This window comes from Microbacterium lacticum (assembly GCF_006716815.1).
In the GTDB taxonomy this organism is placed as follows: domain Bacteria; phylum Actinomycetota; class Actinomycetes; order Actinomycetales; family Microbacteriaceae; genus Microbacterium; species Microbacterium lacticum.
In genome coordinates, this window is the sequence record NZ_VFPS01000001.1 from 466,803 (window position 1) to 487,706 (window position 20,904).

At 71.5% G+C, this 20,904-nt stretch carries 16 protein-coding genes and 1 pseudogene; 12 read left to right on the plus strand and 5 right to left on the minus strand.

The window, feature by feature from the left end:
- Window positions 1–62: 62 nt before the first annotated feature.
- Window positions 63–4,862, minus strand: a complete 4,800-nt coding sequence (locus FHX68_RS02240; RefSeq protein ID WP_342353555.1) for an ExeM/NucH family extracellular endonuclease — start codon at window positions 4,860–4,862, stop codon at window positions 63–65.
- Window positions 4,863–5,096: 234 nt separating this feature from the next.
- Between FHX68_RS02240 and lepA the strand changes: the two genes are divergently transcribed.
- Window positions 5,097–6,941 (plus strand): translation elongation factor 4, encoded by a 1,845-nt coding sequence (gene lepA, locus FHX68_RS02245; protein WP_141379515.1) that lies wholly within the window; start codon window positions 5,097–5,099, stop codon window positions 6,939–6,941.
- A gap of 4 nt (window positions 6,942–6,945) precedes the next feature.
- Here lepA and FHX68_RS02250 read toward each other — a convergent pair whose 3' ends face one another.
- The gene (locus FHX68_RS02250; protein ID WP_141379513.1) at window positions 6,946–7,680 is read right to left on the minus strand and encodes an AAA family ATPase; all 735 of its coding nucleotides are present in this window, start codon (window positions 7,678–7,680) and stop codon (window positions 6,946–6,948) included.
- An 80-nt stretch (window positions 7,681–7,760) separates the two neighbouring features.
- On the opposite strand from FHX68_RS02250, the gene FHX68_RS02255 reads away from it, so the two are divergent.
- Both FHX68_RS02255 and hemW read left to right on the plus strand, forming a co-directional pair.
- A complete protein-coding gene (locus FHX68_RS02255; protein WP_141379511.1) occupies window positions 7,761–8,411 on the plus strand; it encodes a DUF1990 domain-containing protein in 651 nt (216 codons plus the stop codon).
- Window positions 8,411–9,628, plus strand: coding sequence for a radical SAM family heme chaperone HemW (hemW, locus tag FHX68_RS02260; protein ID WP_141379509.1), 1,218 nt, complete (start codon window positions 8,411–8,413; stop codon window positions 9,626–9,628). The genes FHX68_RS02255 and hemW overlap by 1 nt, the downstream gene beginning before the upstream one ends.
- A gap of 52 nt (window positions 9,629–9,680) precedes the next feature.
- Here hemW and FHX68_RS02265 read toward each other — a convergent pair whose 3' ends face one another.
- Both FHX68_RS02265 and FHX68_RS16085 read right to left on the minus strand, forming a co-directional pair.
- Window positions 9,681–10,286 carry a carboxylesterase family protein gene (locus FHX68_RS02265; RefSeq protein ID WP_255314005.1) on the minus strand — a complete coding sequence of 202 codons (606 nt, stop codon included), beginning with the start codon at window positions 10,284–10,286 and terminating at the stop codon, window positions 9,681–9,683.
- A 122-nt stretch (window positions 10,287–10,408) separates the two neighbouring features.
- A pseudogene (locus tag FHX68_RS16085) lies at window positions 10,409–10,585 on the minus strand (carboxylesterase/lipase family protein); the annotation flags it as partial.
- Window positions 10,586–10,655: 70 nt separating this feature from the next.
- On the opposite strand from FHX68_RS16085, the gene hrcA reads away from it, so the two are divergent.
- The 9 genes from hrcA to leuA all read left to right on the plus strand — a co-directional run bounded on the left by hrcA (window position 10,656) and on the right by leuA (window position 20,043).
- Window positions 10,656–11,717 carry a heat-inducible transcriptional repressor HrcA gene (gene hrcA, locus FHX68_RS02270; protein ID WP_141379507.1) on the plus strand — a complete coding sequence of 354 codons (1,062 nt, stop codon included), beginning with the start codon at window positions 10,656–10,658 and terminating at the stop codon, window positions 11,715–11,717.
- Window positions 11,718–11,781: 64 nt separating this feature from the next.
- Entirely contained in the window at window positions 11,782–12,894 is a 1,113-nt protein-coding gene (gene dnaJ / locus FHX68_RS02275; protein WP_141379505.1) for a molecular chaperone DnaJ, read from the plus strand.
- 5 nt (window positions 12,895–12,899) lie between these two features.
- On the plus strand, window positions 12,900–13,703 hold the full coding sequence (locus FHX68_RS02280) for a 16S rRNA (uracil(1498)-N(3))-methyltransferase (protein ID WP_141379503.1): 804 nt from the start codon (window positions 12,900–12,902) through the stop codon (window positions 13,701–13,703).
- Window positions 13,704–13,860: 157 nt separating this feature from the next.
- Window positions 13,861–14,208 carry an HIT domain-containing protein gene (locus tag FHX68_RS02285; RefSeq protein ID WP_141379501.1) on the plus strand — a complete coding sequence of 116 codons (348 nt, stop codon included), beginning with the start codon at window positions 13,861–13,863 and terminating at the stop codon, window positions 14,206–14,208.
- Window positions 14,209–14,269: 61 nt separating this feature from the next.
- On the plus strand, window positions 14,270–15,346 hold the full coding sequence (locus FHX68_RS02290) for a PhoH family protein (protein WP_141379545.1): 1,077 nt from the start codon (window positions 14,270–14,272) through the stop codon (window positions 15,344–15,346).
- Window positions 15,343–15,810, plus strand: a complete 468-nt coding sequence (gene ybeY, locus FHX68_RS02295; protein WP_141379500.1) for an rRNA maturation RNase YbeY — start codon at window positions 15,343–15,345, stop codon at window positions 15,808–15,810. The genes FHX68_RS02290 and ybeY overlap by 4 nt, the downstream gene beginning before the upstream one ends.
- Window positions 15,807–17,156: a hemolysin family protein gene (locus FHX68_RS02300; protein ID WP_141379498.1), complete on the plus strand. Its 1,350-nt coding sequence runs from the start codon at window positions 15,807–15,809 to the stop codon at window positions 17,154–17,156. The genes ybeY and FHX68_RS02300 overlap by 4 nt, the downstream gene beginning before the upstream one ends.
- On the plus strand, window positions 17,153–18,046 hold the full coding sequence (gene era / locus FHX68_RS02305) for a GTPase Era (RefSeq protein ID WP_141379496.1): 894 nt from the start codon (window positions 17,153–17,155) through the stop codon (window positions 18,044–18,046). The genes FHX68_RS02300 and era overlap by 4 nt, the downstream gene beginning before the upstream one ends.
- Window positions 18,047–18,282: 236 nt before the next feature.
- The gene (gene leuA, locus FHX68_RS02310) at window positions 18,283–20,043 is read left to right on the plus strand and encodes a 2-isopropylmalate synthase (RefSeq protein ID WP_141379494.1); all 1,761 of its coding nucleotides are present in this window, start codon (window positions 18,283–18,285) and stop codon (window positions 20,041–20,043) included.
- A gap of 124 nt (window positions 20,044–20,167) precedes the next feature.
- Here leuA and FHX68_RS02315 read toward each other — a convergent pair whose 3' ends face one another.
- Window positions 20,168–20,875 carry a trimeric intracellular cation channel family protein gene (locus FHX68_RS02315; protein WP_141379492.1) on the minus strand — a complete coding sequence of 236 codons (708 nt, stop codon included), beginning with the start codon at window positions 20,873–20,875 and terminating at the stop codon, window positions 20,168–20,170.
- Window positions 20,876–20,904 lie beyond the last annotated feature (29 nt).

Sequence of the window (20,904 nt, forward strand, 5' to 3'; positions counted from 1 at the left end):
GGGACACGCGTGCGGCGCCGGGCATGAAGCCCGACGCCGCACGCGTCTCATCGCAGAGCCGGTCAGAACAGCGCCCGCACTCGCACCGGCCCGCTGGTCGAGCCCGTCGCGACGGTCGTGTCGGCCGGTTCGAACGTCGCCGTGTAGGTGTGGACGCCGAGACCGAGCCGCCCGAGGCGGTGGGTCGCGATGCCGCGCTGGACGGGCACGGTCGCGATCACCGTGTCGCCCTCGCGGAACACCACGACGCCGTCGGGGCACGCGCCGTCGTCCTGTCGCACGGTGGCGACGAGCGTCGACGGCAGGATCCGGTTGATGTGCACCGGCAGGATCGCGACGAGGCGCGTCGTCGTGGCGGCGGCCACCACCGCCTGCTCGACCTCGATCGGCACGCGGACGACGGTGCCGGATGCCGGTGCCGTGAGCGTCAGCGTCGCCGCGCCCGCGGGGGTGCCCGCCGGGAGCGTCACCGTGACCGTCGCCGCACCCGCCGCGACCGGCACCTCGCCGAGCGCGGTGTCGCCGAGGGCGACCTGCAGCGTGGTGTTCTCCGGAGCGCCGCGGCTCGTGAGGTTCAGCCCGCCGACCTGGAAGGTGACCGCGTCACCGGCCGTCACCGTCTCGGGCACGCCGCTCACCTGCACGCCCTGCTTCGCGAACGAGGGCGCGAGCGGCGAGCCGTCGGCGATGTAGTCCATCCACGCCTCGTAGTCGAGCAGCCCGGTGTCGACGTAGTCGGTGCCCTGCGTGAACACGCGGAAGTTGTCTCCGCCCGTCGCGAGGAACGAGAACGTGCCGATCCGGTAGCTCGCCGCGGGGTCGAGCGGCGTGCCGTCGACCGTCACCGAGGTGATGCGCTGGCCCTCGGGGAGCGCGGCGTCGTACGTGTACGAGACGTTGTCCGACAGACCCAGCTGGAGGTACGGCCGCTGCGGCACGGTGCCGTCGGCGGCGCGCTGCCACTGCTGATCGAGCATAGTCTTGAACTGCGCGCCGGTCAGGGTGACGAGGGCGAGCGTGTTGTTGAACGGCAGCACCGCGTTCGCCTGCGAGAACGAGATCGTCCCATCGGCGAGGCCCGGCACCGCGGCGGCGCCGAACTCGGCCTGCGTGTCCCACAGCTCCGAGCGGAGGCCGCCCGGGTTCGTCACGCCGATGACGGCGCCGTTCGGCAGCGACGACAGGCTGTCGCGCAGCATGTTGCCGACGGTGTTGCCGAGCGCCGACTCGCTTGCGCGGTCGTCACGCGTGCCGCCGGTCCACACGCCGTCGACGAAGGAGCCGCCCGCGAACGCGGTGGTGATGTCGGCCGAGACCTCACCGATGGCGGTGTTGCCCACCTCGGCGGCGGCCGCGAGGGCCTTCTTCACGATGGCATCCACCTCGGCCACCTTCGGGTAGGTCGCGACGAGCTCGGCGGCCGGCGTCGTCGTGCGCTTCACGAGCTGCTCGGTGTGCGCCGAGACCGCGCCCGTGCCCGGGTCGACCGTCAGGGTGATCTTGCCGAGGTTCGCGCCGTACGAACCGGTCTGCACGACCGGACGCGTGCGGTCGGTGCCCGGGATCGGCGCCGACCAGGCGTACTCCTTGTGCGTGTGGCCGGTGAAGATCGCCGCGACCTTCGGGTCGGTGTCGTTCACCAGCGACGCGAACGCGCCGCCCGCGGCGAGCTCCTGATCGAGGGTCGCGCCGTCGGGCGTGCCCGCTCCGGCGCCCTCGTGGTAGAGCGCGACGAGCACGTCGGCCTCGCCGTTCGACGGGTCGCCGTCGGTCAGCTGCGCGGCGACGCGGTTGACCGCCTCGACGGGATCGCCGAAGTCGATCCCCGTGATGCCGCTCGGCGTCACGAGCGTCGGGGTCTCCTCGGTCACGGCGCCGATGACGCCGACGGTGAGCGTCCCGGCATCCACCAACTCGTACTCCGGCAGCGCCGGCGTCGTCGTGCCCTTCAGGTACACGTTGGCGCCGAGCTGGGGGTAGTCGGATGCCTCGGAGACGCGGCCCGACAGGTCGTCGAACCCGCGGTCGAACTCGTGGTTGCCGACCGCGGAGGCCTGCAGCCCGAGCGCGTTCAGCACGTCGATCGTGGGCTGGTCCTTCGCGACCGACGAGGCGAACAGCGAGGCGCCGATGTTGTCGCCCGCCGAGAGGAACAGCGTGGGTCCGGATGCCTCGGCGCGCTGCTGCTCGACCGTGCCGGCGAAGGCGACGGTGTTCGCGTCGATGCGGCCGTGGAAGTCGTTGATCCCGAGGAGGGTCAGCTCGACCGGGGGAGCGGCGGCGGCGAGACCCACGAGCACGGGATCGTGGTCGCTCGAGCGGTGCGCGTCGGGCGCGTAGAACTCGGTGCCGTGACTGCGGAAGCGGCTGTATTCGAGGGCGACCGACTCGCCGGAGTTGATGTTCCAGATGTCGGCGCCGGTGGCGCGGTCCTTCGCCGCTCCGCTCAGCAGGATGTGGTCGAGCGAGCCCGACAGCCCCGAGAAGCTGTACGACGAGGTCGGCACGCCGAACGCGCTGGCCGCGTCGACGTAGCCGGCGTCGTAGAGCACCTGCAGCGGGTCCTCCTGCGTGTAGGAGTTGAAGTCACCCGCGAGGGCCACCGATGCGGTGTCGCCGCGGATGCCGTCGACCCAGTCGCGGAGCGCCGTCGCCTGGCGCACGCGCGACTCGTTCGAGGCGCCCTGGCCGTCGCCCGCGTCGGCGTCGCCCGGCCACGGACCCGCCGAGCCCTTCGACTTGAAGTGGTTGACCACGAAGAGGAACGTGTCGCCGCCGGCCGCGGGCGCGAACGCCTGCGCGATCGGCTCGCGCGCGTTCTGGAACGCCTCGCCGTCATCGCTCTGGTCCCCGAGCGCGCGGGAGTCGCCGACGCGCTTCACCGCCGCGGTGCGGTAGATGATCGTGTTGGTGATGACGTCCTGCTCGGCGGCGGGCGGCAGGTCGGCCGACGAGGGCACGAACGCCCACGTGCCGGCGCCCACGGCGGCGTTCAGCGCCGCGACGAGGGTTGCGGTGGCCTCGTCGGGCTGCTCGCCGAGTGCGGCGGAGTTCTCGATCTCCATGAGGCCGACGACGTCGGCATCGAGGTCGCCTATCGCGGCGACGATCTTGTCCTGCTGGCGCTGGAGGTCGGCGGCATCCCACGCGCCGCGCTGCGGGCAGCCCTCGCGGACGGTCACGCCGTCGCCGAAGCGATCCTTGTACGCCACGCACGACGCCGAGTCGGTGCCGAGCGTCGTGAAGTAGTTGAGCACGTTGAACGACGCGAGCCGCACATCGCCGCCGACGGCGTCCGGCGCGGCCGTGCGGGGGTCGGACAACGCGACGCCGTCGGTGCCCGAGCCGTCGCCGGCGAGCGGTGCGGTCGGGTTCAGCTTCCACGAGTTGTTCCGCCAGTCGACGATCACCGGGTCGGTGAACGTGACGGATGCCCCGACGACGATCGGCTCGACCAGCGACACGTACGCCGGGGTCAGGGCGCTGTTCGCGGCGGAGAGGTAGTTGATGCTCGTGCCGTCGTCGAGGGTGATGCCGCGGGCCGCGTTGTCGGCGGCGACGGCGGCCGCCTCGGCAGTGCCGGGGCGCGCGGCGTCGGTCGGCTGACGGAGCGGCGCGTCACCGGCGGCGAGGCCCACCTCGCCGTACTGGTTGGTCGAGTACGTGTTCGAGACGGTGAACGCGCCCTGTGGGGCGACGAGCATCGACTCGAGCGATTCGCGCTGCGCGGCGTCGGCAGGCCACGCGACGGACGCCGGAGCGGGCGCCGGCTGCGCGTCGATGCGCTGCGCGGCGCCGGCCGCGACGGTCAGCTCGGTGAGTCCGTTCCACTCCGAGACCACGCCGGTCACGCGTACGGTGTCGCCGGGGGAGACCTCCGAGACGGCGCCGGGCGCGTAGACGAACAGCGCGTCGGATGCCGCGTGCGCGGCCAGGTCGAGCGCGCCGCCGGTGCCCGCGGTCTGGATGACGTAGCCGTCGAATCCGCCGGTCGGGTAGTGCGCCGTCACGACGCCCTCGGTGGTGACCGTCTGGCCGGCCAGCGGCGAGGCGTCGCCGGTGCCCTGGATGTCGGCGATCGCGACCACGGTCGGGTCGGTGGGGTCCGTCGGATCGGTGGGGTCTGTCGGATCGGTGGGGTCCGTCGGATCGGTGGGGTCCGTCGGATCGGTCGGATCCGTGCCGAGCCCGGTCGGCGTCGGGACGCCGGCGGTGAAGTCGGCGGCATTGTCGCCGGTGTTGTCGAACGCGGCCGAGCGGGCCACGCTCGTGCCGTTGGTCGTGCCCGGCGCTGCGGCGGTGCCGGCGAAGTGGGTCGCCCCGCCCCAGCCGACGAAGTCGATCACGTCGTCGCGCGTGGCGATGCCGGTGGCGCCCGACAGCGCGGTCTGGGTCGAGACGAGGGCCACCTTGCCCTGCGCCCCGGCGAGGGCGATCGAGCCCTCGACGTCGGCGGTGACGCCCGGCTGCGAGGCATCCGCGCCCGTCGCCTCGCCGATGAGCACCTGGCCGCCGGCGGGCACCGTGATGCCGCTGAGCGGCGTCACCTGCCACGAGCCTCCGGTCGCGGAGGCGTACTGCACGCTGAACGAGGAGAGGTCGACCGCGGCATCCGACACGTTCGCCAGCTCGATGAAGTCGCGGTTGAACGCGCCGCCGTTGTTGCCGCCGCCGCCGTACACCTCCGAGATGACGACCGGTGCGCCGGGGCCGGCGGCCGCGTGGGCGGCCGGGGCGAGGATCACGCCCGCCGCCACGGTCGTCAGCACGGTCGCGATCGCGAACCCGCGCCGTGCGTGCGAACGCGGCGTCGGGTGCGATCGGGAGGAAAGGGGCGGGGGCACGGGGTGCGCGTTCGTCACGATGATCTCTCCGGGGACGGCCGGGCACGACTGGGGGTTTCGCGCAGAGGACGGCCGCCAGATCGAGCATTCTTGTCCGCACGGCCCGCTGACAAGTGACAGATCGGTTAACTCTTTCTCATGCAGGCGTTTGCTGGCGTGTCCGCGCGCGGGTCGATATTGTGCGCTCGCGCAGACGGGTGGCCGAGGCATCCGCCGTTCGCACCGCCGCCGCGCCGGTAGACTCGACGAGACATGTCACCCCGCGCCCTGAAGCCTCTCGAGCCGTCTGCGACCCCTCCCGAGCTGATCCGCAACTTCTGCATCATCGCCCACATCGACCACGGCAAGTCCACGCTGGCCGACCGCATGCTGCAGATCACCGGCGTGGTCTCCGACCGCGACATGCGCGCGCAGTACCTCGACCGCATGGACATCGAGCGCGAGCGCGGCATCACGATCAAGAGCCAGGCCGTGCGGATGCCGTGGCAGACGGATGCCGGCACGTTCGCGCTGAACATGATCGACACCCCCGGTCACGTCGACTTCACCTACGAGGTGTCGCGCTCGCTCGCCGCCTGCGAGGGCGCGATCCTGCTCGTCGACGCGGCGCAGGGCATCGAGGCGCAGACCCTCGCGAACCTCTACCTGGCGCTGGAGAACGATCTCCAGATCATCCCGGTGCTGAACAAGATCGACCTGCCCGCCGCCGACCCGGAGAAGTACGCGGCGGAGCTCGCGAACCTCATCGGCGGCAAGCCCGAGGACGTGCTGCGCGTCTCGGGCAAGACCGGCATGGGCGTCGAAGAGCTGCTCGACCGGATCGTCGAGCAGATCCCCGCACCCGTCGGCGACGCCGACGCGCCCGCCCGCGCCATGATCTTCGACTCGGTCTACGACGCCTACCGCGGTGTGGTGACCTACGTGCGCATGGTCGACGGCAAGCTCGAGCCGCGCGAGCGCATCCAGATGATGTCGACGCGGGCGACGCACGAGCTCATCGAGATCGGCGTGTCGAGCCCCGAGCCGGTGCCGACGAGGGGACTCGGCGTCGGCGAGGTCGGCTATCTCATCACCGGCGTGAAGGACGTGCGCCAGTCGAAGGTCGGCGACACGATCACGAACCAGCGCAAGCCCGCCTCCGAAGCCCTCGCCGGATACACCGACCCGAAGCCGATGGTGTTCTCCGGGATCTACCCGATCGACGGCAGCGACTACGCCGACCTCCGCGAAGCGCTCGACAAGCTGAAGCTCTCGGATGCCTCGCTGCAGTACGAGCCCGAGACCTCGGTCGCCCTCGGGTTCGGGTTCCGCGCCGGATTCCTCGGCCTCCTCCACCTCGAGATCATCACCGAGCGGCTCGCCCGTGAGTTCGGGCTCGACCTCATCACCACCGCGCCGAGCGTGACCTACGAGGTTACGACCGACACGGGCGAGCAGGTCGTCGTGACGAACCCGAGCGAGTATCCGGACGGCCGGGTGGCCTCCGTCTCCGAGCCGGTCGTGAAGGTGGGCATCCTCCTGCCGAAGGACTACGTCGGCACCGTGATGGAGCTCTGCCAGTCGCGTCGCGGCACGCTCCTCGGCATGGACTACCTGAGCGAGGACCGCGTCGAGCTCCGTTACAACATGCCGCTCGGCGAGATCGTCTTCGACTTCTTCGACCAGCTGAAGTCGAAGACGCAGGGCTACGCCTCGCTCGACTACGAGCCCGCCGGTTCGCAGGAGGCCGACCTCGTGAAGGTCGACATCCTCCTCCAGGGCGAGAAGGTGGATGCCTTCTCCTCGATCGTGCACCGCGAGAAGGCCTACGCCTACGGCACCCTGATGACCGAGCGCCTGCGCAAGCTCATCCCGCGCCAGCAGTTCGAGGTGCCCATCCAGGCCGCGATCGGCGCGCGGATCATCGCGCGCGAGAACATCCGCGCGATCCGCAAGGACGTGCTCGCCAAGTGCTACGGCGGTGACATCACCCGCAAGCGCAAGCTGCTCGAGAAGCAGAAGGAGGGCAAGAAGCGCATGAAGATGGTGGGCCGCGTCGAGGTGCCCCAGGAGGCGTTCATCGCCGCGCTCTCCGGCGACGTCGAGACCAAGAAGTAGGCGCTCAGTCGAGCAGATGCCGCAGGTAGCGCTGCGGAGCGTCGAGGTAGGCGCGCCAGTGGTGGACGAGCTCGAGGTCGTCCCACGCGGCACGGCGCATGCCCCAGGGACCCAGCTCGAGGATCGTCGCGCCGGGCAGTGACGCGAGCACGGGGGAGTGCGTCGCGCAGAGCACCTGCCCGCCCCGGTCGGCGATCCGCTGCAGGGTCGACATGAGCGCCAGGGTGGACGAGAACGACAGCGCAGCCTCGGGCTCGTCGAGGCAGTAGAAGCCCGGCCGGTCGAAGCGCGTGTCGAGGATCGCGAGGAACGACTCGCCGTGGCTCATCTCGTGGAACACGGGCTCGGCGGTCTTCCCGGGGTTGTCCTCGAGATACGTGTAGAACGAGTGCATCGTCTCGGCCCGGAGGAAGAAGCCCCATCGACTCGCCCCGATGCCGCGCTGGAGTTCGATCCACTCGGACAGCGGCGACTCGCTGCGGCGCGTGGTGTGGCGCGCCTGGTTCGAGCCGCCCTCGGGCGAGAACCCGTAGGCCAGCGCGATGCCTTCGAGCACGGTGGACTTGCCCGAGCCGTTCTCCCCGACCAGGAACGTCACACCGGGGCCGAGCTCGAGGCCGCCGGCCATCAGCTGGACGACGGCGGGCACGCTGAGCGGCCATGTTCCGGGCGCGCGCATCGGATCGTCGATGACGCGCACGGCCGCGACCGGCGGCTGGTCGAACGGACTCCGGGGCATCCGAGGATCATCGCACGGGGCGGCGACATCGCGCCGGGCCGTGGCCTCCTGCGTCAGCGTCGCTCGGTAGGCTGGACGCCATGCGCCGCGGGAACTTCCAAGAGGGCACGGTCGATTACGCCGCCGTCGGTGCGACGAGCGCGCACGATCTCATGTCGTACCCGCCGGAGCGGAGTGTTCCGGCCGAAGCGTCGTGGCGGCTCGGCAGCGGCGAGGCCCGGTTCGCCTCGTCGGCCGAGGCACTCCTCGCCTGGGCCGCGCTCCGCGGCGCCGGGCTCGAGATCACCGATGTGCGCCCGGCCGCGGGGCCGATGTACTCCGGTGTCGGTTTCGACGCGGAGGGGGCGCCCGTCGCCCCGAGCCGACTCGAGGCCGACCAGCGGTTCGACGTCGACGGCACGCCGTACGTCGCGGCGGGCACGACCATCCGGGTGCACGGGCGCGTCAAGGGGATGAACGCCGACGGCGAGCTGCGGGTGATCTCGGCGACCGAAGAGCCCCGCCGGGTCGCCTTCGCCCTCGGCACCGTCGGCTCGTCGGTCGTCAGCGGCGAGGAATCGTTCGCGGTCGAGTGGACCGACTCGGACGAGGTGCGCTTCGTCGTGCGCGCGTTCGACCGGCCGGTCTCGCCGCTCTACCGCCTGCTGCCGCCCCTCGTGAAGCGTCGTCGTCGCGAGCTCTTCCAGGGCTACCTGCGCGCGATCTCGCCGCTGTTCACGACCCCCGCCTGATGGGGTCGGCTCTGCCCCTGGGCGACCCGGCGCCTCTCGACGGCGCCCTGCCGGACGACATCGCGATCGACGCGCAGCGCGACTTCGGCGTCTACCTGCACGTGCCGTTCTGCCGTGTGCGGTGCGGCTACTGCGACTTCAACACGTACACCGCGACGGAGCTGCGCGGAGCGCGGCAGGACGCGTACGCCGACGAGGTGCTCCGCGAGATCGCCCTCTCCCAGGACGCGCTGGCCGCGCGCGGCGCGCTCCGGCCCGCGCAGACGGTGTTCTTCGGCGGCGGGACCCCGACCCTGCTGCCCGGCGGTGACCTGGCGCGCATGCTCGGGGGCATCCGCGACACGTTCGCGCTGGCGCCGGATGCCGAGGTCACCGTCGAGGCGAACCCCGACACCGTGACGCCGGAGCTCGCCGAGGAGCTCGCCGCCGCCGGCGTGACGCGGCTGTCGATCGGGATGCAGTCGGCCGTGCCGCACGTGCTCGCCGCGCTCGACCGCACCCATGATCCCGCGAACGTCGCGACGGCCGTCGCCGCCGCCCGTCGGGCGGGTCTCGACGTGAGCGTCGACCTCATCTACGGCGCGCCGGGCGAATCGCTCGCCGACTGGGAGACCTCGGTGCGCACCGCGATCGCGCTCGCCCCCGACCACGTCTCGGCATACGCGCTCATCATCGAGGAGGGCACGCAGCTGCACCGTCAGATCCGGCGCGGCGAGGTGCCCGCGCCCGACGACGACCTGCAGGCCGACATGTACGAGCTCGTCGACGATCTGCTCGGTGACGGGGGCTTCGACTGGTACGAGGTGTCGAACTGGGCGACCGCGCCCGCGCACCGTTCCCGCCACAATCTCGCCTACTGGCGAGGCGCCGACTGGTGGGGGTACGGCCCCGGCGCGCACAGCCACGTCGACGGGCTGCGATGGTGGAACGTCAAGCACCCCGCCGCGTACGCGCAGCGCCTCGCCGCGGGGCAGTCGCCCGCGGCCGCCCGGGAGCGACCGGATGCCGCGGCGCGCCGCCTCGAGGATGTGCTGCTGCGTTCGCGCATCTCCGACGGCCTCGCGGTGTCGGAACTCGAGGGCGAGGGGCGTCACGCGGTGGCCTCCCTCATCGCCGACGGCCTCATCGACGGCGCCGCCGCCGTGCGCGGCCGCGTCGTGCTCACCCGTCGCGGGCGCCTGCTCGCCGACGCCGTGGTGCGCGCGCTGACCGCGTGAGCACTGATCGCGCGGGCGTCCGGGGCGCGACGGCCGCGGCCGGAGCCGCGGGTCAGCCGGGCAGCGAATCGACCGCCGCGGCGCGGCGGAGCGGCGTCACGCGCGACGTGACGTCGTACACCTGCACCTCACGACCCGCGCCGTAGCGCGGCCAGCCCGGGTCTCCCGTCCGGGCGACCTGCACCCAGTCGCCGTGCATCCGCCCCGCAAGCTCCCGTGGTGCGTCGGCGCCGACGACGAGCTGCGAGTCGGGCGCCTCGATGCGGTCGAACACGAAACCGATGTCGATCGCGTGCGCCGCCCGCAGATCGCGGACGGGACTCCGCCAGGCGGGCTCGTACACGTACGTCGGGGCGGTGCGGGCGGCGGCGAGCCGCACGGCGGGGGCGCGCTCGGGGGCGACCGCCTCGAGGGGGCCCGACTGGATGACGGCGGCGACCGGGATCGCCGCCGTGTCGGGCCGTGCGAGCAGCGCCGCGACGAGCGCTCCGCCGGCCGATTCGCCGACGATCGTGATGCGCGCCGGATCGCCGCCGAACCGCGCGATCTCGCGCTGCACCCAGACGAGTCCCGCCGCCGCGTCGCACAGCCCGAGGTTGCGCGGGGCGCCCTCGAGCACCGAGAAGCCCTCCGCGCCGACGCGGTACGCGATCGACACGAACACGACCCTGTCACGGGCGAACGTGGTGCCGTCGTACGCGGGCAGGGCGGGCGTGCCCGCTCGAGCGCCCCGCCGTGGTACCAGACGACGACGGGGAGCGCTCCGCCCGCTTGCGCCGCGCCGGCGGGCGCCCACACGTCGACCGTGAGGATGTCCTCGCCCGGGATCTCGACCGACCCGAGCAGATCGCCGAGCGCGCCGAAGTAGGGATCCTGCGGCGCGGCGGGGCCGTGCTCCGCGGCATCCCGCACGCCGTCCCAGGGGCGGGGGTGGGCATCGGCGCGCATACGGCTCATCGCAGGGTGAGCGCGATAGGATTGGCACTCGACGCCCCGGAGTGCCAATGCCCGGGCGGGAGGAGGAGCGATGGTCTCGGAGCGCGGACTGCAGGTCCTCCGCGCGATCGTGCAGGACTACGTCGACACCAACGAGCCCGTCGGCAGCAAGACGATCGTCGACCGCCACCAGTTCGGCGTCTCGGCGGCCACGATCCGCAACGACATGGCCCTGCTCGAAGACGAAGAGCTCATCGCCGCCCCGCACACCTCGTCCGGCCGCGTGCCGACCGACAAGGGCTACCGCGTGTTCGTCGACCACCTGTCGCAGCTGCGCCCGCTCTCCGGCGCGCAGCGCGCGGCGATCTCGACCTTCCTCGCCGACCCCGTCGACCTCGACGACATACTCACCCGCACCGTCCGCGCGCTCACCCAGCTCACCGGCCAGGTCGCGATCGTGCAGTACCCCTCCTTCGCCCGGGCGAGCGTGTCGCACGTCGAGTTCGTGCACCTCGGCGGCGCCCGCGTCGTCGTGATCGTCGTGACCGACACCGGCCGCGCCTCGCAGCGGGTCGCCTTCCTGCAGGGCGATCTCGACGAGAGCGGCGCGGCCGAGGTCAAGGGGCGCCTGGCGGCCCTCGTCACCGGCAAGCCCGTCGCGGAAGCCGCGCAGGCGATCGCCGACCTCATCGCCGTGCCGGAGGAGTCGGGACAGGCATCGCCCGAGGCATCCACGCCCGTCGACGCGGCTATGCGCACCGTCGCGCGGATCGTCGCCGAAGAGCTCGACGAGTTCCGCCAGGACAAGCTCGTCATGGCCGGCACGGCGACTCTCGCCCGCCGCGAGGGCGACTTCCGCGGCAGTATCTACCCGCTCCTCGAAGCCATCGAGGAGCAGGTGACCCTCCTCCGCCTCATGGGTGAGATGGTCGCCGACGAGCAGGGCCTGGCGGCGAGCATCGGGCGCGAGAACGCGCCGTTCGGTCTCGGCGAGGCATCCATCGTCACGAGCGACTACGCCGGCGCGGGCACGCGCTCGCGCGTGGGGCTGCTCGGTCCGATGCGCATGGACTATCCCACCAACCTCGCGGTGGTCCGCGCCGTCGCGCACTACCTCAGCCGACTGCTCGACGAGGACGAATCGTCCCGCTGAGCGGCCCGCTGCCCCTTATCCACCGCGTTACCCACCGCGCCCGCAGGGGCGCCGAAAGGCGATTGTGGCCGACCACTACGAAGTCCTGGGCGTCTCGCGCGACGCGAGCCCCGAAGAGATCAAGAAGGCGTACCGGCGCCTCGCGCGGGAGCTGCACCCCGATGTGAATCCCGGCGAAGAGGCATCCGAGCGCTTCAAGCTCGTCACCCACGCCTACGACGTGCTGAGCGACCCGGAGCAGCGTCAGCGCTACGACCTCGGCGGCGACGGGTCGCCGTTCGGCGGCGGCGGGGGAGCGGGCTTCGGCGGGTTCGGCGACATCTTCGAGACCTTCTTCGGCGGCGGCGGGGCGCGCACCGCGCGGCCGCGCTCGCGGCGCGAGCGGGGGCAGGACGCCCTCGTGCGCGTGACCCTCGACCTCAAGGACGTCGTCTTCGGCACGCACCGCGACCTCGAGGTCGACACGGCCGTGCTCTGCGAGACCTGCGAGGGCTCGTGCTGCCAGCCCGGCACCCAGCCGGTGACCTGTGACATCTGCCAGGGCTCGGGCCAGGTGCAGCGCACGGTCCGGAGCCTCCTCGGGAATGTCGTCACCTCCCAGCCGTGCACCACGTGCCAGGGCTACGGCACGACGATCCCGTACCCGTGCGCCAGCTGCCAGGGCCAGGGCCGCGTGCGCGCGCGCCGCACGGTCTCGGTCGACATCCCCGCCGGCGTCGAGACGGGGCTGCGGCTGCAGCTGCCCGGTTCGGGCGAGGTGGGCCCGGCGGGCGGCCCGAACGGCGACCTGTATCTCGAGGTCACCGTCGCGCACGACGACGTCTTCAGCCGTGACGGCGACGACCTGCTCGCGACCCTCGAGGTGTCGATGCCCGACGCGATCCTCGGCGCGAACACGACCATCACCTCGCTCGACGGCGACGTCGACCTCGAGGTGCGCCCCGGCGTGCAGTCGGGCGACGTGCTCACGATCAAGGGACGCGGCATCACACCGCTGCGCGGCGGCAACCGCGGCGACCTGCGCGTGGGCGTGCAGGTGGTGACCCCGACGAAGCTGGATGCCAAGACGCGCGCGCTCATCGAGGACTTCAAGAAGAAGACCAAGTCGCCGGAGCCGCAGCTCGCCCAGTTCCACCAGGGCCTGTTCTCCAAGCTCCGCGACCGATTCCGCGGCTGACGACGATGGCCCTGCACTTCCTCGTCGACGAGGGCGCCGAGCTCTCTCGCGCGACCGGCGACCTCGCCGCCGACGCGGAGGTCGCCCGGCGCGGCACGCTCGCCGGTGCCGAGCCGGGAGACACGGTCACCCTGACCGGCGCCGAGGCGCACCACGCCGCGGTCGTCCGCCGGGTGCGGGTCGGCGAAGCGGTCACCCTCGGCGACGGGGCGGGCACCTGGCTCGAGGGGGAGGTGCGGGATGCCGCGCCGAAGCGCGTCGTCGTCCGCGTCACCGCGCGCGCCGACATCGCCGCGGTACGCCCCCGCCTCATGCTCGTGCAAGCGCTCGCGAAGGGTGACCGCGACGAGCTCGCCGTGCAGGCGGCGACCGAGCTCGGCGCCGACGAGATCGTGCCGTGGCAGGCATCCCGCAGCGTCTCGCGCTGGGACGCCGCCAAAGCGGTCAAGGGCGTCGCGCGTTGGCAGAGCATCGTGCGCGAGGCCGCCAAGCAGGCCCACCGCGCCTGGGTCCCGACCGTGACGAGCCCCGTCGCCACACCCGTGCTCGTCGCCCGGGCGGGCACCGATCGCGTGCTCGTGCTCGATCCCACGGCATCCACCCCGCTCGCGCAGCTCGAGATCGCCCCCGGTGACGAGCGCGACCTCGTGCTGGTGGTCGGCCCCGAGGGCGGCATCGACCCGAGCGAGCTCGACGCGCTGTCCGCCGCGGGCGCCGAGCTCGTCCGTCTCGGCGACGCCGTGCTCCGCACCTCCACGGCGGGGCCGGCGGCCCTGGCCGTGCTCAACGCGCGCCTCGGGCGCTGGTAGGAGGGCGCAGCGGGCCCGCAGCACCTCGGGGCGCCGCTGTCCGGGAGGTGATCTGCATTCGGGAGGACTCTACGGCCCGACGCGTCCTCCCGAGTGCCGATCTCCTCCCGAGTGCGCACCCACCCGCGCCGGAGAGCCCGCGACATAGACTGAGGGTATGAGCGAGTCGTCGATCTTCAGCCGCATCTACCGGGGCGAGATCCCGTCCGAGATCATCGCCGAGACCGAGAACGTCTTCGCGATCCGCGACATCGCGCCGAAGGCGCCCGTGCACCTGCTCGTCATCCCGAAGACCGACGAGTACCGCAACGTCGTCGAGCTCGCCGCCGGCGACCCGACGCTGCTCACCGAGATGATCGGGCTCGCGAACTCGCTCGCCGCCGAATACGCCGACGGCGACTTCCGGCTCGTGTTCAACACGGGGGAGGGCGCCGGGCAGACCGTCTTCCACGTGCACGCCCACGTGCTCGCCGGCGGACTCTCCGAAGGGAACCTCCGTGGCTGACGACGCCGCATCGAACCCCTCCGAAGACGTCGTCGAGCGCATCTACGCCGACGGCATCGCGATGGTGCAGCTGCTCGGGCCGCAAGACCGGCTGCTGCGCGTCGTCGAACGCGAGCACCGCGACGTGCAGGTGCACGTGCGCGGCAACGAGATCACCCTGACGGGACCCGCGGATGCCGTGGCGCGCGCCCGTGCGCTCGTCGACGAGCTCATCGCGCTCTCGCGCAGCGGGCAGGGGCTCGACCCCGCCGACGTCGTCACGAGCGACCGGATCCTCCGCGCCGACACCGGTGACCGCCCCTCGGACGTCCTCGGCGGCGAGGCGATCCTGTCCTCGCGCGGGCGGATCATCCGCCCGAAGACGCTCGGCCAGAAGGCCTACGTCGACGCGATCGACGAGAACACGATCACGTTCGGCATCGGCCCGGCCGGAACCGGCAAGACCTACCTCGCCATGGCCAAGGCCGTGCAGGCGCTGCAGCGCAAAGAGGTCAGCCGCATCATCCTCAGCCGCCCGGCGATCGAGGCGGGGGAGCGGCTGGGCTTTCTCCCCGGCACCCTCAACGACAAGATCGATCCGTACCTCCGGCCGCTCTACGACGCGCTCAACGAGATGATGGACCCCGAGATCGTGCCGAAGCTCATGGCGTCGGGCACGATCGAGGTCGCCCCGCTCGCGTACATGCGCGGGCGTACGCTGAACGACTCGTTCGTCGTGCTCGACGAGGCGCAGAACACCACCCCCGAGCAGATGAAGATGTTCCTCACCCGGCTCGGGTTCGGGACGCGCATGGTCGTCACCGGCGACATCACGCAGATCGACCTCCCCGCCGGCGCGTCGGGGCTCCGGCTCGTCACCCGCGTGCTGAAGGACATCGACGACATCGACTTCAGCTACCTCACGAGCGACGACGTCGTCCGTCACACCCTGGTCGGCCGCATCGTCGACGCGTACACCGAGTACGACGAGCAGCGCCTCGCCGACCGGCGCGAGCGCGACGAGGCATCCGCGTTCATCGCCGCGCGCGACAAATCGGGCGGAGCGAAGGGCGCGAGCGGCAATCGTGCCCAGCGTCGCGGCCAGCAGTCCCGCCCCGGCGGCCCCCGAGACCATCTCCCCAAGCGAGGCATGTCATGACGATCGAGATCACCAACGAGTCCGGTGTGGACGTCGACGAGACGGTGCTGCTGCGGCTCACCGAGCACAACCTTGCCGAGCTGCACGTCAGCCCGGATGCCGACATCGCGATCCTCCTCGTCGACGAGGGCGCCATGGAGGCGCTGCACGTGCAGTGGATGGACGAGCCGGGCCCGACCGACGTGCTGAGCTTTCCGATGGACGAGCTGCGCCCCGGCACGCAGGAGGAGCCGACCCCGGCCGGTCTCCTCGGCGACATCGTGCTGTGCCCGCAGGTCGCGGAGACCCAGGCGCTGGCGGCGAAGCACTCGACGCTCGACGAGCTGATCCTGCTGACGACGCATGGCACGCTCCACCTCCTCGGCTTCGATCACGCCGAGCCCGCGGAGGAGCGCGAGATGTTCGCGCTGCAGCGCGAGCTGATCGCGTCCTTCCAGGCCACCGAACGCCGACGACGCGCATGACACCGATCCTGCTGCTGATCGCGGCGGGGCTGCTCGTCGCCCTCGGGGGGCTCATGGCCGCCCTCGACGCCGCCCTCGGAGTGACCTCGCGCGCCGACCTGTACGACCTGGCAGCCTCGTCGGGGCGGAGCCGCAAGGCGCTCGAGCGCATCGCCGCCGACCCCGAGGCGCACGGCAACGCGGTCGTGTTCATCCGCATCCTCGCCGAGACCACCGCAGCCGTGCTCGTCACCGCGGCGTTCACGATCATCTTCGACAACATCTGGTGGGCGCTGCTCGCGGCGGCCGTCCTCATGACGGCGGTCTCGTTCGTGCTCGTCGGCGCGAGCCCCCGCGCCGTGGGGCGTCAGCACGCCCGCGGTCTGCTGAGCGGCGCCGCGCCGATCGTGCGCGGTGCGCGCGTGTTCCTCGGCCCGCTCGCCCACCTCCTGGTCGTGCTCGGCGACCGGGTGACCCCCGGCATCCATCGCGGCGCGTCGTTCGCGAGCGAGGAGCAGCTGCTCTCGATGGTCGACGAGGCGGCCTCGCAGGACCTCATCGAAGAGGACGACCGCGAGCTGATCCATTCGGTCTTCGACTTCACCGACACGTACGTGCGGGCCGTGATGGTGCCCCGCACCGACATGGTGACGATGGATGCCTCGGCCACCACTCAGCAGGCGATGCAGCTCTTCCTCGACAAGGGCGTCTCGCGCGTGCCGGTGGCCGACGGCGAAGCCGACGACATCACCGGTGTCGTGTACCTGAAGGACCTCGTGCAGTTCGCGTTCCGCGACGAGTCGGCCTGGCGCGACTCCCCGGTCGCGCAGATCGCGCGCCCCGCCGTCTTCGTGCCCGAGTCGATGAAGGCCGAGACGCTGCTGCAGCAGATGAAGCGGGATGCCGTGCACGTGTGCCTCGTCGTCGACGAGTACGGCGGCGTGTCGGGGCTCGTGACCCTCGAAGACCTCATCGAAGAGCTCGTCGGGGAGATCTCCGACGAGTACGACCCGCGCCAGAGCGAGGTCGTCGACCTCGGCGACGGACGATACCGGGTGAGCGCCCGGCTCGGCCTCGACGAGGTGGGCGAGCTGTTCGGCATCGAACTCGACGACGAGGACGTCGACTCGGTCGGGGGACTCCTCGGCAAGCTGCTCGAGCACGTGCCGCTCCCCGGCGAACGGGCGGAGTACGGCGGGCTCGTGCTCACCGGCGGGACCTCGCGGGGTCGTGGTCGGGGGCTCGCCACCGTGTTCGTCGAGCGGAGCGAGGCGGGGGAGGCGGCCGAGGCCGCATTCGGGGGCGGTTCGCGTGCGCGTGCCCCCCGCACCGGCGCAGTGCCGGTGCAGAGAGGCGAGGACAGATGACCGACCACCGATCCGGATTCGTGACCTTCGTGGGGCGCCCGAACGTCGGCAAGTCGACGCTGACGAACGCCCTCGTGGGCGAGAAGGTGGCGATCACCTCCGACAAGCCGCAGACGACCCGGCGCGCGATCCGGGGCATCCTGAACCGCCCGTCCGGGCAGCTCGTGATCGTCGACACCCCCGGCATCCACAAGCCGCGGACGCTTCTCGGCCAGCGGTTGAACGACCTCGTCGAGCAGGTTCTGGGCGATGTCGACGTGATCTGCTTCCTCGTGCCGGCGACCGAGAAGGTCGGCCCCGGCGACCGCCGGATCGCCGCGTCGCTCGACGGGTATCCGCGCGCCAAGAAGGTCGCCGTGGTCACCAAGACCGACATCGCCTCGCGCGAGCAGATCACCGAGCGGCTCATGGAGGTCGACAGCCTGCGGAGCGACTGGGCGGCGGTCATCCCACTCTCCGCGGTTGCCGGTGAGCAGCTCGACGTGCTCGCCGACGAGCTGCTCGCGCTCATGCCCGAGGGTCCCGCGCTCTACGAGGAGGGGGTCACGACCGACGAGTCGATCGAGGACCGCATCGCCGAGATCATCCGCGAGGCGGCGCTCGACGGGGTGCGCGACGAACTGCCGCACTCGATCGCGGTGACGATCGACGACATCGCCGAGCGCGACACGGGTTCGATGACCGACATCTACGCCAACATCGTCGTCGAGCGCGACAGCCAGAAGGCGATCATCATCGGCCACAAGGGGTCGCGCCTCGCGGCGGTCGGCGCCCGCGCCCGGGCGCAGATCGAGCCGCTCGTGGGCACCAAGGTGTTCCTGAAGCTCCACGTGCGCGTCGCGAAGGAGTGGCAGCGCGACCCGAAGCAGCTCGGCCGCCTCGGGTTCTGATAGCGCGCGGCAGTACAGACCGTCTGGCTCTCCGGACGTCGCGGCTGGGCGCCCCGCTGCCGTTCGCCGTGACATCTCCCTCGCCGCGAACGGTGTACTCTGTCCCCATGCGCTTCGGCCAGCTTCTCCTTAGCTGCCGCGACGAGGCCTCGATCTAGGGCCGTCCTCGTCGCGGAGCTTGTCGTTGGTGCGACGACCACTGGCCCGCCAGATCCGACGAGACAGAAGCGACCATCATGGACAACACCCAGAAGCCCTCCGGCATGCCGGTGCACAAGTACCGCCCCTATCACGAGCAGATCCGCGTCGAGCTGCCCGACCGCACGTGGCCCGACGCCCGCATCGCGACCGCTCCGCGCTGGTGCGCGGTCGACCTCCGCGACGGCAACCAGGCCCTCATCGACCCGATGAGCCCCGAGCGCAAGCGCATCATGTTCGACCTGCTCGTCTCGATGGGGTACAAGGAGATCGAGGTCGGGTTCCCCTCGGCATCCCAGACCGACTTCGACTTCGTGCGTCACCTGATCGACGAGGGCGCCATTCCCGACGACGTCACGATCCAGGTGCTGACGCAGGCCCGCGAGCACCTCATCGAGCGCACCTACGAGGCGATCGCCGGCGCGAAGCAGGCGATCGTGCACTTGTACAACTCGACGAGCGTGCTGCAGCGCGAGGTCGTCTTCCGCAGCGACAAGCAGGGCATCATCGACATCGCCCTGAACGGCGCGCGGCTGTGCCGCGAGTTCGAGAAGCGCATCCCCGAGACGAAGGTCTACTACGAGTACTCGCCCGAGTCGTACACCGGCACCGAGCTGGAGTTCGCGCTCGAGATCTGCAATCAGGTCATCGAGGTGTTCGAGCCGACGCCCGAGCGCAAGGTCATCATCAACCTGCCCTCGACCGTCGAGATGGCGACGCCCAACGTCTACGCCGACTCGATCGAGTGGATGAGCCGTCGCCTGGCGCACCGCGAGAACATCATCCTGTCGCTGCACCCGCACAACGACCGCGGCACGGCGATCGCCGCGGCCGAGCTCGGCTACATGGCCGGAGCCGACCGCATCGAAGGATGCCTCTTCGGCAACGGCGAGCGCACCGGCAACGTCGACCTGGTCGCCCTCGGTGTCAACCTGCTGACCCAGGGCATCGACCCCCAGATCGATTTCAGCGACATCGACGGCGTCAAGCGCACCGCCGAGTACTGCAACCAGCTGCCCGTGCACGAGCGCAGCCCCTGGGCGGGCGACCTCGTCTTCACCGCGTTCTCCGGATCGCATCAGGACGCGATCAAGAAGGGATTCGAGGCGATGGATGCCGCGGCACAGGCATCCGGCGTCACCGTCGACGAGATCGCGTGGGCCGTGCCGTACCTGCCGATCGACCCGAAGGACCTCGGACGCTCGTACGAGGCCGTCATCCGCGTCAACTCGCAGTCGGGCAAGGGCGGTGTCGCGTACCTGCTGAAGACCGACCACGCGCTCGACCTGCCGCGAAAGCTGCAGATCGAGTTCTCCGGCGTCGTGCAGGCGAAGACCGATGCCGAGGGGGGCGAGGTCTCCAGCGAGCAGATCTGGGCGGCGTTCACCGACGAGTACCTGCCGGCCGCGGCGCCCGGTGACAAGTGGGGCCGTTTCGAGCTGCTGTCCACGCGCACACAGAGCGACATGTCCGGCGAGGTCGCCCTCGATGTGACGCTCCGCGACGGCGACGGCGAGATCGCGACCCGCGGCGTCGGCAACGGGCCCCTCTCGGCCTTCCTCGAGGTCATCCGCGAGCAGGGCTTCGACATCACGCTGTACGACTACGTCGAGCACACGCTCTCGGCCGGCGGCGACGCCCAGGCCGCCTCGTACGTCGAGATGCAGATCGACGGCGAGCGCCTCTGGGGCGTCGGCATCGACGGCGACATCTCAACGGCGTCGCTCAAGGCCATCGTGTCGGCGGTGAACCGCGCCATCCGCACGCGTTCGCGCGCCGGCGAGCTCGCCGCCGTCTGACGCGGCGCGGCGCGCCGCGCACGTCGCCGAGAGAACAGTCCATCGCGGAGAGAACGGGTGCACCCCGCTCCCTCGGCGATGGGCTGTTCTCTCGCGGTCGGGGCCGGGGCGATGCCCGAGTGGGTCAGGCGGTCGGCGGTGTGACGATCGGGATTGCGCTCGCCTCGAGGGCGACCTTGCGGCGGTGCAGCGCGCGCTGCTCGGGCAGCGAGATGTCGAAGATCACCGCGAGAAGGCGGATGACCGTGGTCACGATCACCCCGGCCACCGCCGCGGCCGCGACCGGGGCGCCGAGCGCGACGGCGCCCGCGAGCACGGCGCAGCCGACGCCGGCCGCGACCGCGTAGAGCGACCCCACGTGCATCACGGCGACGGGAAGCCCCATGATGACGTCGCGCAGGATGCCTCCGCCGACGGCGGCGCACACGCCGACGAACACGGCCGGCACGACCGGCAGGCCGAGCACGAGCGCCTTCGAGGTGCCGAAGGCGCCGAACAGGCCGATCACCACGGCATCCAGGGCGACGATCACGCCGTTGAGCCGCTGGAAGACGTTCGCGAGCAGCATGCCCACGAGCGCCGCGCCGGCGGCCGTGAGCAGGTACCAGTTGCTCTGCAGCGTCGTCGGGGCGACGTTGAGCAGCAGGTCGCGGATGAGGCCGCCGCCCATCCCCATGACGATGCCGATGATGGCGACGCCGAGGAGGTCGAGGCGCCGCCCGCCGGTGCCGTCGTCGGAGAACCCCGAGGCGAAGAGGGCCCCCTGCACGCCGCCGAGGCCGACGGCGGTGAGGTCGGCCCAGAGCGGGATGACGAAGACCGGTTCGTTCACCGTCCCATTCTCGTGCCTCCCTCGTTTCT